General features: G+C 40.3%; 15 protein-coding genes and 1 tRNA gene. 3 read left to right on the top strand and 13 right to left on the bottom strand.

The window, feature by feature from the left end:
* Positions 1–66: 66 nt before the first annotated feature.
* From Q8M41_RS02770 to Q8M41_RS02760, 3 genes are all read right to left on the bottom strand, one after another.
* Positions 67–828, bottom strand: a complete 762-nt coding sequence (locus tag Q8M41_RS02770; protein WP_305363713.1) for a hypothetical protein — start codon at positions 826–828, stop codon at positions 67–69.
* A gap of 18 nt (positions 829–846) precedes the next feature.
* Positions 847–1,953, bottom strand: coding sequence for a carbohydrate-binding family 9-like protein (locus Q8M41_RS02765; RefSeq protein ID WP_305363712.1), 1,107 nt, complete (start codon positions 1,951–1,953; stop codon positions 847–849).
* 79 nt (positions 1,954–2,032) lie between these two features.
* Complete coding sequence (locus tag Q8M41_RS02760; protein ID WP_305363711.1) at positions 2,033–2,839, bottom strand: endonuclease/exonuclease/phosphatase family protein; 807 nt, start codon at positions 2,837–2,839, stop codon at positions 2,033–2,035.
* 467 nt (positions 2,840–3,306) lie between these two features.
* On the opposite strand from Q8M41_RS02760, the gene Q8M41_RS02755 reads away from it, so the two are divergent.
* The 3 genes from Q8M41_RS02755 to Q8M41_RS02745 all read left to right on the top strand — a co-directional run bounded on the left by Q8M41_RS02755 (position 3,307) and on the right by Q8M41_RS02745 (position 5,680).
* Entirely contained in the window at positions 3,307–4,656 is a 1,350-nt protein-coding gene (locus Q8M41_RS02755) for a DUF1080 domain-containing protein (RefSeq protein ID WP_305363710.1), read from the top strand.
* A gap of 433 nt (positions 4,657–5,089) precedes the next feature.
* Positions 5,090–5,293 (top strand): DUF2281 domain-containing protein, encoded by a 204-nt coding sequence (locus Q8M41_RS02750; protein ID WP_305363709.1) that lies wholly within the window; start codon positions 5,090–5,092, stop codon positions 5,291–5,293.
* Positions 5,294–5,296: 3 nt separating this feature from the next.
* On the top strand, positions 5,297–5,680 hold the full coding sequence (locus Q8M41_RS02745; protein ID WP_305363708.1) for a type II toxin-antitoxin system VapC family toxin: 384 nt from the start codon (positions 5,297–5,299) through the stop codon (positions 5,678–5,680).
* A gap of 344 nt (positions 5,681–6,024) precedes the next feature.
* Here the strand turns inward: Q8M41_RS02745 and Q8M41_RS02740 are convergent, their stop codons facing one another.
* The 10 genes from Q8M41_RS02740 to Q8M41_RS02695 form a co-directional block, all read right to left on the bottom strand.
* The gene (locus Q8M41_RS02740; protein ID WP_305363707.1) at positions 6,025–6,435 is read right to left on the bottom strand and encodes a hypothetical protein; all 411 of its coding nucleotides are present in this window, start codon (positions 6,433–6,435) and stop codon (positions 6,025–6,027) included.
* A 606-nt stretch (positions 6,436–7,041) separates the two neighbouring features.
* A tRNA-Arg gene (locus Q8M41_RS02735) sits at positions 7,042–7,113 on the bottom strand.
* Between the two features lie 60 nt (positions 7,114–7,173).
* The gene (gene ychF, locus Q8M41_RS02730; RefSeq protein ID WP_305363706.1) at positions 7,174–8,274 is read right to left on the bottom strand and encodes a redox-regulated ATPase YchF; all 1,101 of its coding nucleotides are present in this window, start codon (positions 8,272–8,274) and stop codon (positions 7,174–7,176) included.
* Positions 8,275–8,438: 164 nt separating this feature from the next.
* A complete protein-coding gene (locus tag Q8M41_RS02725) occupies positions 8,439–9,311 on the bottom strand; it encodes an SMP-30/gluconolactonase/LRE family protein (RefSeq protein WP_305363705.1) in 873 nt (290 codons plus the stop codon).
* Between the two features lie 23 nt (positions 9,312–9,334).
* A complete protein-coding gene (locus Q8M41_RS02720) occupies positions 9,335–10,102 on the bottom strand; it encodes an SDR family NAD(P)-dependent oxidoreductase (RefSeq protein WP_305363704.1) in 768 nt (255 codons plus the stop codon).
* A 15-nt stretch (positions 10,103–10,117) separates the two neighbouring features.
* A complete protein-coding gene (locus Q8M41_RS02715) occupies positions 10,118–11,830 on the bottom strand; it encodes an IlvD/Edd family dehydratase (protein WP_305363703.1) in 1,713 nt (570 codons plus the stop codon).
* Between the two features lie 168 nt (positions 11,831–11,998).
* A complete protein-coding gene (locus tag Q8M41_RS02710; protein WP_305363702.1) occupies positions 11,999–13,573 on the bottom strand; it encodes a hypothetical protein in 1,575 nt (524 codons plus the stop codon).
* Between the two features lie 57 nt (positions 13,574–13,630).
* On the bottom strand, positions 13,631–14,476 hold the full coding sequence (locus Q8M41_RS02705; RefSeq protein WP_305363701.1) for a polysaccharide deacetylase family protein: 846 nt from the start codon (positions 14,474–14,476) through the stop codon (positions 13,631–13,633).
* 22 nt (positions 14,477–14,498) lie between these two features.
* A complete protein-coding gene (locus Q8M41_RS02700; protein ID WP_305363700.1) occupies positions 14,499–15,353 on the bottom strand; it encodes a sugar phosphate isomerase/epimerase in 855 nt (284 codons plus the stop codon).
* Positions 15,354–15,379: 26 nt separating this feature from the next.
* Positions 15,380–17,143 carry a neutral/alkaline non-lysosomal ceramidase N-terminal domain-containing protein gene (locus Q8M41_RS02695; RefSeq protein ID WP_305363699.1) on the bottom strand — a complete coding sequence of 588 codons (1,764 nt, stop codon included), beginning with the start codon at positions 17,141–17,143 and terminating at the stop codon, positions 15,380–15,382.
* Positions 17,144–17,166: the final 23 nt, after the last annotated feature.

The following is a 17,166-nucleotide window of genomic DNA, read 5'->3' as shown; positions in this document are numbered from 1 at the left end:
CAGTTTTTTGTATTTGCTTAGTATATTTCAGATAGTATTCTTGAAGAAAAAAAAATTGAAATGTCATCAGTTGTCCTGAACCTGATTCACAAGGTTTACTGATTTTACCTTCGCAAGTAGTTTTACTGCCCTGTTCCTATGATTGGCTCCTGTAAGTACGATTATGCGCTTGCCTTTATTCTTTTTTGCGATTGCTTTGACGTTATCGGCTATTCGCTGATCCCGCATAACCTGAAAATCATCATAATATTGGTAGGGAGTATTTCTCAATATTTTGGCTTGTGATACTGTAAATTCTTCGGTTAAAGCATCATATTTTCCTGTCATCAAATCATTCGCGCCTAAACCGGCCATCATTTTACCTCTTTTACTGATCAGATCCGGAAGCCCTTTTTCAATCCGGGCTTTAACAATAGCACTATCGCGCATTAATTTCTGATTCATTAATCTGAATTTTCCAAACTCATTAACAGTATCTTTCAGAAAGTTTTCAGGCAATGGTTTGCCTGCAACATCAGCACCCATGAAATCAATTCCGGCTTTTCCTGCTTCAGGAAATTCCTTTAAAAACATGACCATTTCGGGATTATAGAACTTATGGAGATAGATCGTATCCTGATCCAGATCCTCAGGACGAATTTCCAGGGCAATGATATCAGGTTTGAAGTTTTTGATGATGTTTCTTACATGATTAAAATTGTAATTAACATTCTTTTTGTGTCCGGCATGAATAGTTGGCAGAATCAGTAGTTCTGTTTTTTGAGCAAAGGAGGGACTAATTAGCTGGCTAAGCATTAGCATGGATGCCAGGAATAGTTTTAGTTTCATTGTTGTTAGATTTAGAATTTAATAAATGATCAGTCCGTCATGATCAACACTGATACTGTTTGCACTACCATTTTCCCTGATCAGCACCAAAAATTGCTTTGAGGTTGCTTCCATGCTTAACAAATTGCTTTTTCCATCAATCAGAATCCCTGATTCAGGAACGTTCAAATCTTTCAGACTGTTGGCATATTTTTTATTAAGCTTAAAGAATTCCTTTTGCCTGTAATAAGCAAGCCATAAATATTTTCTTTGCTTTTCTGAATAGGGTAAACTGAATTTTTCTGATTGGGCAGCCGGAGCCTTATCTGAAAATACAGTATAAGCCCATCGCTCAGGGTAATGCATATTAATTATTCCCTGTGATGTAAAGCATGAATAATGGGGAGGGAAGGCTTTGCCATTGTTGTCCATTGCTTTCGAGTAAACTCTGTCCTTTACAATAAAATCAAAGTTGGTTCTTAAAAAATTGATTCTGAAGTTGGTATTTTGTTTACTGTTATGTGGGTCAAACTTTAATGCCGCAAGTGGTATTGCTACTTCTGCTACCCATCCCTGATCTTTATCGCCTGAATTATTGATCGTTCCTAAAAGTTTCACTCCTGATTTATATCCAATTGGATCCCAGCCTGTTACTGGTGTTCCTGCATCTCTGTATGGCTTATTCATGATTAGAAAAAGCATTTTATTCTGAGGATTTATCTGAATCTCAAAATCATCATTCATATTATTATCTGGGTCAATAAATATTTTGAACACATTATCTCTGAATATGATATCTTTTTCCGGTTGTTTGTTTGCCCATAAATGTGGTTCTTCCATCTCGGCAGCAACGTACAGGTAATTTGCATCCCACAACATTTTCACCCTTGTTTTATAGGTAGGGGCAGGTTTTAAATCTCCCTCTATATCAATAAAGTATTCAGTCCATAGAGCATCTGTCCAGCTTTTTTCGTTCAGTTCTCCATCCATGCTTAATGGAGCAGAGGCCCGAAAGAGCGTATAGGATTTTGGTTCTGTGAATAGCGGTTCAAGTCCGGCGAACGGATCTTGTGCAAATACATTCGATTGAGAGCATACTACTGATAGTAAGATCAGAATGCTTTTTAAATTGTTTTTAACTGACAATATGTTATCTATTTATTGTTAAACCTTGATTGTAGAATCTGATGATAAAACTAGCTTATTCTTATTCAAAATTGCCGACTTAGAAACGTAACAATGCTACTACCGGTAAATGATCTGATGCATAGTGCTCCTGTATTACACGATGTGAAATAACACTGAAAGGATCTGTTTTCTTAAAAGCAATGAAATCAATGGTTCTGTTTGGTGTTACAACTGGAAATGTAGGCTCACACTTACTGCAGGTTCGCATGAATACCTGATCAAGCTTTTGTATCTCTTCTGACTCGTTTACGGCATTCAGATCACCAGCGATAATGAATGGAAGTTTTTCTTCAGTTCCTGTTTTATTGATCTCATCAATCTGTACTACTCTGTTAACTGGATTCCTCAAATGATCGAGATGGGTCGCACCAAAACGAATATATTTTCCATTTTTTAACTGGATTCTTGCTGTTGCGATTACCCTGGGTTCGCCACCACTTCCTGCCACCGTGGTCAGGCGATGGATTTTTGTTTCGCTGATCGGAAATTTAGATAATAAAGCAACCCCGTAATCGCCGCCATCATGGTCGATTGCTTTTGCAAAGAAGAAGTTCATTCCGAGTTTCCTTGCAATGATATCTGCCTGATTAATCTTTCCTGACCTTAGAGTGTTTACATCCACTTCCTGCAAAGCTATCAGATCAGGATCTTCAGTTTTAATTGCTTTAATAATGGCTTCCATATCAATAAGACCCGGTTTTGAGGGAGGGTTACCGATATGTATATTATAACTCATTATCTTTAATTCATTGGATAAAGATTTTTGGGATGTTATGGCCTGCTCTCTGGAAACCCCGCAGGAGCACATAATTAGTATTGAAAAAGCAAAATAGAATCGTTTCATATGAGGTATTTTTTCGGATTGAAAGTAAGGTATTTTTGGAAGAATTTATAAAGGCAATTATCAGGAAGCTGACCCGGAGGGTATATATTAACGCGAGTTCGATATAAAATCTTGCCGGGCTATTTTAGATTGCATAATTTTCTATTTTTAGAAAGCAGGGGCTGTCCGTCCCCATGAAATACAGCTCCGGGTAAAATAAACCTTGCCGGAGGAGGTATCTTCCGGCTTTTAGTAATTTGAAATAGAACGCAATTTCTTGCCAGAAATACTCCGGAGGAAAGGGCTGAACCAGCCTATAACACACAGGTATTGCTTTCCAAAATCTAATAATTGTGGTTCCAGAGCCTTATCTGACCAATTATAAAGTATTTTTTCCCTGCCTTATATCGAAATATCAAACACAGGTTATATTATTGTCTTGCTTAGGTTGATTGGCAGGAATTTGTACATTTAATAAAAATAATTCTATGAATTCGAAGTTAATTACATTGTTGTTCCTGCTTGTTTCAGTGAACGTATTCGCTCAGCGATCTAATTCAGGCTGGGTGAACCTTTATAATGGAAAAGATCTTAGCGGCTGGAAGCTGCTTGGTGGGAAAGCAATCTACGAAGCCAAAGGAGACGAGATTGTTGGAACTACTGTATCCAGTACACCTAACTCCTTTCTTGCAACCGAAAAAGAGTATGGAGATTTCATTCTTGAAGTAGAGTTGCTGGCACATCCATTGATGAATTCAGGAATTCAGTTCAGAAGCCTGAGTAAGTCTGAATATCAGAATGGAAGAGTGCATGGTTATCAGATGGAGATTGATCCCTCAGCCAGGGCCTGGAGTGGTGGTGTTTATGATGAGGGCAGAAGAGGTTGGTTATATAATCTGGAATTGAATCCTGCAGCTAAAACTGCCTATAAAATTAATGATTGGAATAAGTATCGAATTGAATGTATCGGGAATAGCATCCGTACCTGGGTGAATGGGATTCCGGTTTCTCACCTTATTGACGATATGACCACTAAAGGATTCATAGCGATGCAGGTGCATGCGATTCCTTCATCTGAACCTCAGGGTCGTCAGATAAGATGGAGAAATATTCGTATTAAAACTGAAAACCTCAAGCTTTCAGCCCCCGAAGATATTTTTGTTGTGAATATGGTCACAAATGATCTGACAGCACTTGAGAAAAAGCAGGGATATCGTTTGTTATGGGATGGAAAATCCACAAAGGGCTGGACTGCAGCAAATGGATCAGCTTTTCCTGCTGAAGGCTGGCAAATTCAGAATGGAATTTTAAGTGTTCAGAAAGATATCCCCGGTGAGAAGGCAAAAGGAGGGGATATTGTTAGTGAAAAGGAGTTTTTAGCATTTGAGCTGAAGTTTGATTTTAAACTAAGCAAGGCTGCAAACGGCGGACTGAAATATCTTGTCAGCAATTTGGGAGGCTCAATTCTGGGGCTGGAATATCAGATACTGGATGATGAAAATCATCCGGATGCAAAATTGGGGATAAACGGTAACCGGACTCAGGCATCATTGTATGATATAATGCCTTCACAAAAGATCCCATATTCTTTAAAAAAAGTGGGTGAGTGGAATCAGGGCATGATCAGGGTTTATCCTGATAATAAAGTGGAGCACTGGTTAAACGGCATCCGGGTTCTGGAGTATCAGCGGGGTTCTGCAGACTTTATGCAAAACATAAGCCTTAGCAAGTTTAAAGCAGTCCAGGGTTTTGGAACTGCCGCAAAAGGCAAGATTTTATTGCAGGATCATGGTGATGAAGTATACTTCCGAAGTATTAAAATAAAGGAGTTGAAATAGAGGACTCAGAAATTATTGAGGCAAAAAAAAGCCCCGGAATTAATCCGGGGTTTGTGTACCCAGAGAGAGGGATTCGAACCCCCATCAGCCCGTCTGTACGGCCCTAGCTGGGTGGGCAGAACCGGAATCTGCAATTTTATCCCCGTCCGAACGGTGTTCAGCCGGTCGGGCATTGAACTATGGAAATTGTGTTTACCCGGAGACTCCCGAACCCGGCCCTAAAAAGGCTATATTTTATAATCCAAGGGCTTTTAAGTCTGTACTCACCGAACTACTCACCGCTTTGATTTACCGTTGGTATAGCTGCAAATCCTATGTATGAAGATACGGAAACCGCAGCTTTATTGCAAAATAAACTTAAATAAAGATCGCATTTGCTGTCCTTGAATTGTTCAACAATATTGATTAAATTTGTAATACTTATCTATTTGATATGTCGAGCTTAACTTTATATACTAAACTTGAAACACTTTCTCCTGATTTAAAATCAGAGGTAAGTGATTTTGTGGATTTCTTAATAGTGAAATCTTCTGGAAAGAAAAAAGATATTGTTCCGCAGTTTGGTTGTGCAAAAGATCAAATTCATCTGTCGGATGATTTTGATGAACCTCTCGAAGACTTTAAAGAATATATGTAATCAATGGACTACCTTTTAGATACCCATACATTCCTATGGTTCATAAATGGTAGTGAAGAACTTTCCGATAAGGCTAAATCAGCCATTGAAAATATAAAGAATACAAAATTTATCAGTATAGCTTCCTTTTGGGAAATTGCAATAAAGAGCAGCCTCGGTAAACTTAAACTGGATATACCATTCCAGGAGTTGAAATTCCTTGCTATTAATAATGGCTTTGAAATTCTTCCGCTGACATTTGAACATACAAATCGATTAGTTAACCTCGATTTTCATCATAAAGATCCCTTTGACCGACTGATAATTGCACAGGCAATTACTGATAAATTAACCATTATTGGCAAAGACAGGAATTTTGCACCTTATTCCGTTAAGATCATTTGGTAGGTTCTATCTGGAAACCCTTGTACCATTTTACAGAGTCAGCCATTTTACCACTTAAGCATCAAAAGCGGATAGCCAGATAATGTGTCAAAGCCGGGCAAGCCGATGAAAATAAAACACCTCTGCCCGCTGTGTATAGCCTTTACTCATTATCCGGCACCGCTAAATTTGTGTGGGTAGTGAAATGGATGTCTCGTGCTTTAATGCTTGTCTTTATTCTAAATGAAATCTTTCGAGCTCATTATTTTTTATAGCTTCTCTTTCAGATATCCTTCTTAGACTTGGTTCTTTAGGTTAATTTTCCTACGATATATCATTGTAGAGACATTCTGGCTATTATAAGGCGTTTACTGTCGGTTAGAGTTTGTTAGTTTTATTGTTTTTATTACCTCTTTGAATTCATCAATTTGAGTTTTTGTCAATTGAGGATCTGAAAATTGTCCTTGAAGTGTATAAAGCAGATTTTTATTCCACCATTGTGCTATTAGCTCATAATAAACTTTATCCTTTAAAGCACCGATCCCTTTGTAATAAGTAAATAGTCTGTTTACACCATCTATTTTTAAATTTTTATCAAATTCTATAAAAACTAAGTCTCGATAGTAAACAGCTGAACTTAAAATTTCCGCTTTGTAAATATCAGGTGTGTATCTCATGAATTCTTGCTTATTCGGCCATGGATTTACCTTAAGCACAAAGTTACCTATTGATTTAAATTTAGGTACGGCTATAAGACTGTTGCAAGTAGTTACTGTCATCCCCCTCTAAAGATAGTATTGTTGCAAGTCTTTTCAAATATTCGTTTCTCTGGCATGTTAAACTGCCAACAGAATGAGTTAATGCTAATAAAGGAGTTGAAAACGAAGCTTGAACCATATAAGCGAGATTACTTGGCACTATTGAAAGCACCTACTGTCCTAACCTTTGAATAAGTTCGCCTTTATTTAAAGGTTTATAACCTGTTGCCGTGTTTCCTGTACCAGTTCTTCCATTTCTTTTGCAGAAGTCATCAGGCCAAAGTGATCTCTTGCTTTAATGTAGCTATGCAGAATAGGCTGGTCAAGATATTCAGTTATAGAACATGTTGTTAATCAATTGTTTATGAGCAATTTGGTGAGTTGGGAATCCTTGAAAATTTACTCACCTAATCGCTCACTCTTTTGGTGGGAAAAGCGGAATAAAATGGCATTTTGACTAAAATACAAAAGTCTGCAATCATTTGATTTGCAGGCTTTTAGTTCATTTGACATTAAAATAAGTGTGCCCAGAGGGATTCGAACCCTCATCAGCAGAACCGGAATCTGCAATTCTATCCCCGTCCGAACGGCGTTCAGCCGGGCGGGCATTGAACTATGGAAATTGTGTGTACCCAGAGGGATTCGAACCCCCATCAGCAGAACCGGAATCTGCAATTCTATCCATTGAACTATGGGTACAATCTTTAAGACAAAAAGATTAGACTACAAATATAGTTATTCCACTATTAGCGGCAAGGTCTAAACATTAAATCTGAAATGCATGATATCTCCATCCTGCACAATATAAGTTTTGCCTTCAACACCCAACTTTCCGGCTTCTTTACATGCGGCTTCAGAACCGAGATTTACAAAATCCTCATATTTGATCACCTCTGCTCGTATAAAACCCTTTTCAAAATCGGTGTGAATAACTCCGGCAGCCTGTGGGGCTGTAAAACCCTGTGTAATGGTCCAGGCTCTCACTTCCTGCACACCGGCAGTGAAATAGGTCGCAAGCTTTAGTAATTTATAGGCGGCACGTATTAATTGGGTTACTCCCGACTCGCTCAGTCCCAGATCTTCCAGAAACATTTGTCTTTCTTCAAAACTTTCAAGAGAAGCTATTTCTGCCTCAATTTGAGCTGAAATAACCAGCACCTCTGCATTTTCTTCCTTAACTGCTTCACGAACCTTATCTACATACTGGTTGCCACTGACTACAGATTTCTCATCAACATTACACACATACATCACCGGCTTTTCTGTCAATAAAAACAGGTCGGCGATATATTCTTTGTCTTCTTCACTGATAGGAGCGGTACGCACAGATTTGCCTGATTCAAGGTGTGCTTTAACGATATTGCAAACCTCATAAGTCTTTTTAGCATCCTTATCATTTCCTGTTTTAGCCATTTTCTCAACCTTTTGGATGCGCTTTGAAACAGCATCAAGGTCTTTTAACTGCAATTCAGTATCAATGATTTCTTTATCTCTTATCGGATCAATCGAACCATCCACATGGATCACATTGTCATCATCAAAACAGCGAAGAACATGTATGATTGCATTGGTAGCACGTATATTTCCTAGAAACTGGTTTCCAAGTCCTTCGCCTTTGCTGGCTCCTTTTACGAGCCCGGCAATATCTACGATTTCAATAGTATTTGGTTGAACTTTAACCGGCTTTACCAGTTCTGCAAGCTTGGTTAAACGGTGATCAGGTACAGTAATCACACCGATATTAGGTTCGATGGTGCAGAATGGAAAATTTGCCGCCTGCGCCTTTGCGTTCGATAAACAATTAAAAAGTGTAGATTTTCCAACATTTGGTAATCCAACTATACCGCACTGTAATGCCATTTTTGTTTGTAAGTTATATTTGTAAGTATTAAGCTTTCAACTTTTAGCTTAATTGGCGCAAAGATAGAATTTTTGTTCTGAGTTTTTCTGTCAGCTTTGATTATCAGGATACAGGTTGCTGTTGGAATATTTTAGACAAGAACTCGATTTGAATCCTGGCCGGGTCAAAAAATGCAGGTATTGGGTTCTGTTCCTCTAACCTCCATCTTTAAAAAGAATACATTTCCGCTTTCCGGATATTTTTTCAGTTCATCATCATTCAGATCTCCTCTGGCGGTGGTAATGATCAGGTGATCAAGATTCTCACCAGCGAAAGCACAGGACGTTACATGGGGGACGGGTATTTCAATCTTTTCGAGAAGTCCCCCATTTAAGGGATTCCAGCGGTAAACACCAAAACCTCCCCAATGTGCTACCCATAACATACCTTCCCGGTCGATACACATTCCATCGGGTGTGCCCATTTCTTCAGGAATATGAACAGCGTTTTTCTCAAACAGGATATCTCCATTAATTGGGTCGAATGAATAGGATTGAACGCTTTGTGTGGGACTATCAATAAAATACATTCGCTTGTTATCGGCCGTCCAGCCCATCCCGTTGGAAATGGTCAGATTGCTCAGCTTTTTTTGTTTACTGAGATTTTTATCAATGCAGTATAATGATGCGGCACCCGGTTTAAAAGCCATATCCATCGTACCAATCCATAATCTACCACTGATGTCACACTTAGCATCATTACAGCGGTTTCCTGTAATCTCTGACTCAATATCCAGGATCCATTTCAGCTTCTCAGTATTCAAATCAAACCTGGCAATTCCTCCGTTTAAACCCAGAATCAGACAATTTGCTGTGCCGGGGCAAACCATAGTGAGCCTGCCTTCAAATTTCCAGGTTCTGGTTTCCTTGATGATCCACTGATACTCAAATAAAATACCACGCTCAATATCAACCCAGAAGCATGAATTTCGTTCGGCATGCCAAAGCGGTCCTTCGCCCAGCAGGCATTGGGCAGGGAAAAGGATTTTTGCTTTCATTATTTGATTAGGATTCCTTAAGATCAAAAAGGGGAAGGACTGATACAGGACCAACCTCCATCGATAACAAGACATTGACCGGTAATCTGTTTTGCTTTATCGGATACCAGAAACAGGGCAGCATCGGCAACATCTGTGGTTGTTCCCGGTCTACCCATGGGCGTTAGTTTTGACCAAACTGTCTCATAATCAGGGTCATTTGTTGTTCTTTCTGTTATGGTGGCTCCGGGAGCAATTGTATTTACATTGATTTTATAAGCAGATAGTTCGATCACCAGGTTCCTTGCAAGCATATCCAGTGCTGCCTTGGTCATCGCATAAGCGGCCAGATCTTTATGTGCCTGGCGTCCGGTAATTGATGAAGTGAACAGGATTGAACCCCCACCAGCCTGTTGTTTCATCTGCTTTGCAGCAGCCTGTGTCAGGAAGAATGTGCCTGCCATATTCACATTTAGTACTCTGTTAAAGGCTTCCGGACTGTAAGTTAAAAAGTCGCCAAATAAAGTGATACCTGCATTTGCAATCACTATATCCAGTTTTCCGAACTGTTTTACGGCAAGATCAACCATGCTTTGAATGAAGTCCAGATCACTCGAATCACCCGAAAGGGAAATGCAATTACCATCTTCCTCCCTGATTTTCTTTGCTGCACTCTCCGAAAGATCTGAATCAAGATCGTTTAATATAACCGCAGCTCCTTCCTTTGCTAATTGTCTGCAAATTTCGAAACCAATTCCCTGACCTGCACCTGTAACGATAGCTACTTTTTTGTCGAATGACTTATAATTCATATTCAGTGTCCTAATTTAATGGGAGTCTCTTGTTACCTCGCTGCCAGAGCCTCCTTTAAGGAAACCAAGGTCGGCGCCCAAATGTGCCTGTTCCACGTTATTGATGTACAGACTGGTATAGCCTCTATCAGTAAGCGCAGGGGAGGGCTTCCATTTATCTTTTCTCTGCTGAAGTTCTTCTGTACTGAGGTCGACATTCAGTGTACGGGCATTCAGATCAAGGGTGATCAGGTCTCCGGTTTCAAGTACACTGAAATTTCCTCCCAGAGTCGCCTCAGGCGATATGTGCAAAACAACTGTTCCAAATCCCGTACCGCTCATGCGGCCGTCAGAGATTCTGACAATATCCTTAACTCCCTTTTCAAGCAGTTTTAATGGTAAGGTCATATTCCCAACCTCCGGCATTCCGGGATAGCCTTTGGGGCCTACATTCTTTAAAACAAGGACGCTATTTTCATCTACAGGTAAATCAGGATCATCAATCCTTAATTTATAATCTTCAATATTTTCAAAAACGACTGCTTTTCCGCTGTGCTGGAACAAATGCGGACTTGCTGCAGTTGGTTTGATTACTGCGCCGTTTTCGCAAATATTTCCATAAAGAACTGCCAATGCAGTGGTATTGTTAAATGGTTTATCGATTGAAGCAATTACATCACGATTATAGCATTTTGCATTTTGATAATTTTCCTGAATTGTTTTACCGTTCGCAGTAATGCAATCCGTATTGAGGAAGGAATCGAGTTCCTTAAGAAGTGCAGGTACTCCGCCGGCATAATACAGATCTTCCATAAAGAACTTTCCGGAAGGTTGCAGGTTCGCCAGAAGCGGAATAGAAGCAGACAGACGATCAAAATCTTTGATCTCAAGGGGTATACCAATTCTGCCGGCAATCGCTAATAAGTGAATCACAAAATTGGTAGATCCGCCGATTGCGGCATTGACTTTAATGGCATTTTCAAAAGCTTCTTTAGTCAGGATGTCTGATAATTTTTGGTCTTCTCTCACCATCTCAACTATTCTTTTGCCTGAAAGCTGAGCCAGTACTTTCCGTCTTGAATCAGCAGCCGGAATGGCCGCATTCTGAGGCAGGGTTAGCCCCAAAGATTCAACCATTGTGGCCATAGTCGAAGCTGTACCCATAACGGCACAATGCCCCTGACTGCGGCATAATCCGGCCTCGGCAATATTAAGCTCTTCTTCAGACATGATGCCTGATTTCACATCATCTGTGAACCTCCAGACATCACTTGTACCTATATCCCTGCCATTATATTTACCGGTGAGCATTGGCCCGCCGGATACTACGATTGTAGGAATATCGACACTGCAGGCGCCCATAACCAGTGAGGGGGTGGTTTTATCACATCCGCACAATAAAACAACACCATCCATTGGATTTGCACGAATCGATTCCTCTACATCCATACTGGCAAGATTCCGGTAAAGCATCGCTGTTGGTTTGATCAGAGTTTCGCCTAATGACATTACCGGAAATTCTACCGGGAAACCACCGGCTTCAAAGATTCCCCTTTTAACGGACTCCGCCAGTTCCCTGAAATGGGCATTGCAGGGGGTCAGTTCCGACCAGGTATTGCATATTCCGATGATCGGTTTACCCTGGAACTCATAGTCGGGTATACCCTGATTTTTCATCCAGGCCCTGTAAATTATCCCATCCTTACCAGTCTTGCCAAACCACTGCTGGCTACGTAATTTTTTCTTCATTTTAAATCTTTTTAATAATCCATGCTTAATCAATCAGCATCGAAATATATAAATGAGTAAACCTTTTCCTGATCAAAAGATTAAACCAAATCTTTCAATTAATACCCGCTAACTAAAGGTGTTGAAAAATCCTTAAACACACAATTATGAATGAAAATATTGAGCTTTTCAATTGGTTTTTTCGGCCCACATTTCATCAATTAATTTAACCGTTCGGTCGACAAGAATTTGTCCGCCCTCAGAACCGACGATATTACTCTGACAAACAGCACTGTAGCCACCACCCCGGATAGCTTTTTCTGTTGCGAGATAGGTTCCCGGACCTGCAAGCTGGATAACAAATGTTTGTAAGGCTTTGCTGCGTGCCTGAATGCGTATGCCATAATCTGTAAACAGCTCGAATTGATTGGTACATATTACAGCATCTCCGATACGCAAAACATGTATTTCTGTTTCATAATCCGGATTTGTTTTTTGCTTTTCAAACCGTTTGAGAACATCTCCAAACCAGGTCATTTTTGCATAATGCTGGTCTGCAGCTTTGGGATCCTTTGCAATAAGAGCTGCCGCTTCATCCTGCACAATTTTTGATTCCTCGTATTCCTTTTCTGTGATTATCCGTACAGGTAGCTTAATCTTTTCAACTTTATGGACTAGCTGAAGATTGCGATACTGATCATTCTTTACTGTCTTATAGGTTTCCTCGACAGCTGCTACAACACGTTCGGCGATATCATCCATGCGGCTCTTGTTACTTAGTTTAAGCATCCGTTCATCGGCTGCCTTGCGGTACATAATATGTGGAGACTGATCTCCTGCAGCACCAATCCAGCTCAGTACTGTTAAATCATCACCGAATTTTTCCTTTAGAGCCATTCGAACCGGATGCCAGTAATCTGCATTGACCTCCGAACGTCCTTCAACCTCCTGTGCCGGGCATGCAACATCAATACTCATCGCAATCAGTTTTCCCTCTTTATTCCAGAAGAAAAGGGAATTAATATCATGATCTTCATAGCCTTCGAGGTTCCGAAACTCAGGCACATTAGTTTTACCATACATTGTGGTCGTATTATTGGCATAAGATGCGCGACGGTTATATGGGATTGCAGCTCTGTTAAGTCCCCAGCTTACACTACCGGGACTCCGGCTCTTCCATGCTTTAACGATTGCATCGGCCACATTCTTCACAAATAAAGCTCTGTAAGCACTTACCGGACTGACTCCCACCGGGATCTTGTACAAAAATGAGGATTCATCTAAATTGTCTTCCAGTACCGGTGCTGTATGGGTATGTGTCGCATTCAGAATAATCTTGTTGCCATCGAAACCGGCCAACTGTTTTGAAACTTCCATCCGAATCATTGAAAGTAATGGCGTTGGGATATAAACCAGGTCACAGGATACGAAAACAACCGCATCAAGAGATTTTGCACCTTCTCTTGATTCCAGTGCCACTACATTGGCAGTCAGAGGGGTGGCTGCCGTATTTGCAATCCTGAGATTAAACTGACCCATTAAAGCCACGGGCAGGGTAGGACTGATATTTGCCTCAGACTTCCCAATGTATATTTCTGATGCAGATGAATTTAAAGCGCAACATAAGGTAATTGCTATCAAAAGTGTCGAAAATGGAATAATGAAAGGCTTGAGCAAGGATTGGAAAGTAAATCCCGAAGAATAGAATTTAGGAACCTGAATTATTTCCAGATTTAAATTACGGTAACTTCTTAAACGTTGCATAGACTTAAAAGCTAAGTATTATTTAACAGATTTTAATTAGATCTGTAAAAGCTCATTTTATCCCTTCTGTCCCTTTATATATTTAGCTACAGTCCCAACCGGAGCAATCCAGATCCCATTTGCCGGGTTTTGTGAATACTCAATTAGCTTTTTCAGCATACTCAACCGGGTTGTTTGGTTTCCTGAAGTACCCATTTCATGTCCTGCAAGAACCAGCCAGGCACCTGATTTTTTTGCATTTTCAATTAGCGGTAAAATTTGCTCAAAATCTTTACCATCCATTTCCATTCCGGTTAACTGGGCAAGATCACAGAATTGAGGAGCATTTGGACCCTCATCCAACCAGCCTCTGCCGCTGAGAAATAGTTTTGATACAACAGGCACATAGCTTTTCGTGTTTTCCCCTCTGCCGATATAGGTTTGTCCGCAAGGATAAGCAAATACCTCAGCTTCCACTCCAAGTAATTCCTTAATATCCTTATTGGCCAGAATTAATTCATTCCGCATTATTTTCAGGGTATAATTCTCTATGGCCTTTTGTCTCGACCATGGAAAATTACCTGTACAGGGATGGTTAAATGAATGATTCCCTATTTCATGACCACTGGCAACTGCTTTCTTCCAGCCCTCCAATCTTTGTTTTACAGAGTTAGGAACCACATAAAATGTGCCTTTAACTCCATACTGATCGAGCAGTGCTGTTCCGGCATCTACCTGACTTGCACGGGCATCATCAAAACTTAAACTGATCGCTATTTGCTTTCCCTCAGGCCAGGCAAATGTTGATTCATTTTGTTGCGCCAAGAGCATTTTTGCAGAAAGAAAAATAGATAATGTAATTAGAAATAAATTCTTGTTGAAAGAAATAATATTTCGTTTTACTATTGTTAAAAAGGATTTCATAGTAGGTTCAGTTTGCTTTCTTTTAATTGACTTTAGTATATAATCCCTCGAAGTATTTCTTTCCTGCGATCACCTCGGCGAGGTTATTCTCCATTTTATGCTCGCATTCTACATGAATCACACCCTTAAATTGCTGACGTTTTAATTCGTCTATTATGGGAGGGAAATTAATGACACCTTTGCCAATAATGACATCATTTGCATCAGGATTATTGGATTGATGGATGTCTTTCAGATGGACTCCAAGTATATTTCCCTCCAGTTTTTTCAAACATTCAACAGGATTTAATCCGCTTCTTTCCCAATGCCCAAGATCGGCACATACACCAAAATTTGGATGGTCTTTCATTGCGGCGATTACAGAATCAGGATGCCAGTAAAGGCTTTTTCCTTTCGCATGCTCATGAATGGCTATTTTGATTTTGTATACTCCTGCCAGACTATCCAGCATATCCCATGATTCCTTTTCAGGTTCACATACCAGGTGCTGCATATTCATTTCCCTGGCCAGCTCAAAATAATACTTCCAGTCGGCTTCATTTTTTGCACCACTAACATACATAGATTGCATTTCAAGCTTTTTAGCGCTAAGCATTTCCTTCAATTTACTGATGTCTTCATCAGTCATCGCAGCCATAGTTTTATCATTGAACTCCTTACCCATATTATGGAAAGAAAAGCCTTCCACATAACTCACTCCGGCACTGTCAGCTTTATCAAGGGCATCTGCAAATGAAAACCGGTTAAAGGAATATAAAGCTACTCCCATATTCCATTCGGCATTCTGGTCCTGAGTTTTTTTGAAACTTTCAGCACATCCAATGAATGAAACAGCGAGAAGGCATAAATACCAGAGACTATTTTTTAAGGTTATCATTTTATATTGATTTAGAATATGAGTGTTTAATTGCTTTTGACCAAGCTAAGTTTAATTTCCCGCAGGTCCAGCATTCCGGCATCTACAGTAGGCTTGTTTGATCTGAAGACGATTTTCTGCCGGCCAGGCTTTAGTTTGATTGTACCGATATTTTTTGATTTAAAGGTTTCCCAGGAACCGCTGCGGTCAATAGTTCCGGTCAGTTTTTGTTTGCCGGCTTCAAGCAGAAACTCATTACCTGCTGTTTCATCAGAAACTGACCAAACCAGCTCGGCATTGTATTCACCTTCAAGATCTACTTCAATATCCCATTCAACCCTGTCTAAATTAGTAAACCATCCAAAAGCCCACCATTCGGGCATGTATTTAATTTTCGGTCCAATGCCTTTCCCATTTCTGGCGGTCAGTCTGAGCATACCATCAGTTTCTGGTTTTACAATTGCTGGTTTATTGAGAGTTTGTGGCTGGGATGCTGGTGTGCTCTTCATTTCACCTTCCAGGTAGCCCAGAACGGCTTCTTTTAAATGTTTCTCTACAGCAGGTGTGTATGGGGAAACGGTTTCGATTTCATAGCCACCATGTTTCCATTCCTTTTCTGTAGGCAGATATCCGAGCCAGCCATTTGTGTAGCCATAGAAAAATGTAAAGGGGAATGGAGAACGATCGCGGATCTCGTTTGAGATCTCACAAAACAGCTCAACCGGTAAACTCCATATAGCCACATCTTCATTGATCTTCAGGAATCTTGCCGGTAGCAGCACCATATTTTCTCCATTCGAAGAAGTCTGGGTATATCTTGCTAAATCCTTAGGCCAGCTTAAATTGGGTTTTCTTGGGGTTTCTATGATCAGCGATCCTGTAAATAACTTTATATCAGAGCGGCCGGATACTATTTCTTTATTTGCAGAGAGAATCTTGTCGCCTAATAATACTTTAAACTGACTCAGATGCCCTGCTCGGGGATTTGGATAAACACTGTAAATAGGTGCCAGATTGCCTGCTGCACCATTGATGAATAGGAGTGGGACACCTAATTTTTGTTCGACATATTCAGATACGATTCCGGGGGCATCACCACTGATCTCAGTTTGAGCAGGGCCAAGCACTGTTCCATGGATCGCATAATTGGCGATCAATGCAAGCGGACTTCCATCTTCCTTATCCAAACGGATTAAACCTATTTTGCGGTCAACAGCGCCTTCCGGATTTAATCCCAGGGAAGCTTTTCCATCCACATCTATTGCCCGACGGTTAATATTTGCCTGTGAAAATCCCCAGCCAACTCCAAGCTTAGCTTTAACCAGTTTGCTTCTGGCTTCTGTGATACCTTTTATCAGGGAACGTTCAACCAGGGAGGTATAGGCGGTATCTACCTCGTGCTTATAACGATCTCCCATAAATACCTCGGGAAGGCCGGGAACTCCAACCTCGGGTGCGGAATGGGTATGGGTCAATGTCCACCAAAAATTCTCGGGATCAATACCATGATCTTTCTGAAGAATAGCAGCAACATGGTCATATTCAGAAGGTGACATCACACAAATATCTGTTGAAACTAAAAAAAATTGCTTCACTCCATCATCCATCGCTACAATCCGATGGTAAATGCGGTCATTGACACCTGTTGATTTCCGCGCAGCATAACCCAGTAACATTTTTGGTTCATCAGGGGTTATGTCAACTTTGACCACTGATGCCCTGAATACTTTATCAGGCACTTGTCCGTAAGCAGTTTGGGTAGCAATTATTACAAGCCCTGAGAGCAGAAATTTTAAACCTTTGAGTGACATGCTTATATGATTTATTGTAAGAC

The organism is Daejeonella sp., from assembly GCF_030684675.1.
Classification (GTDB): Bacteria; Bacteroidota; Bacteroidia; order Sphingobacteriales; family Sphingobacteriaceae; genus Daejeonella.
Note: the sequence above shows the minus strand (reverse complement) of the source record. Positions and strands in the feature narration are given on the sequence as shown.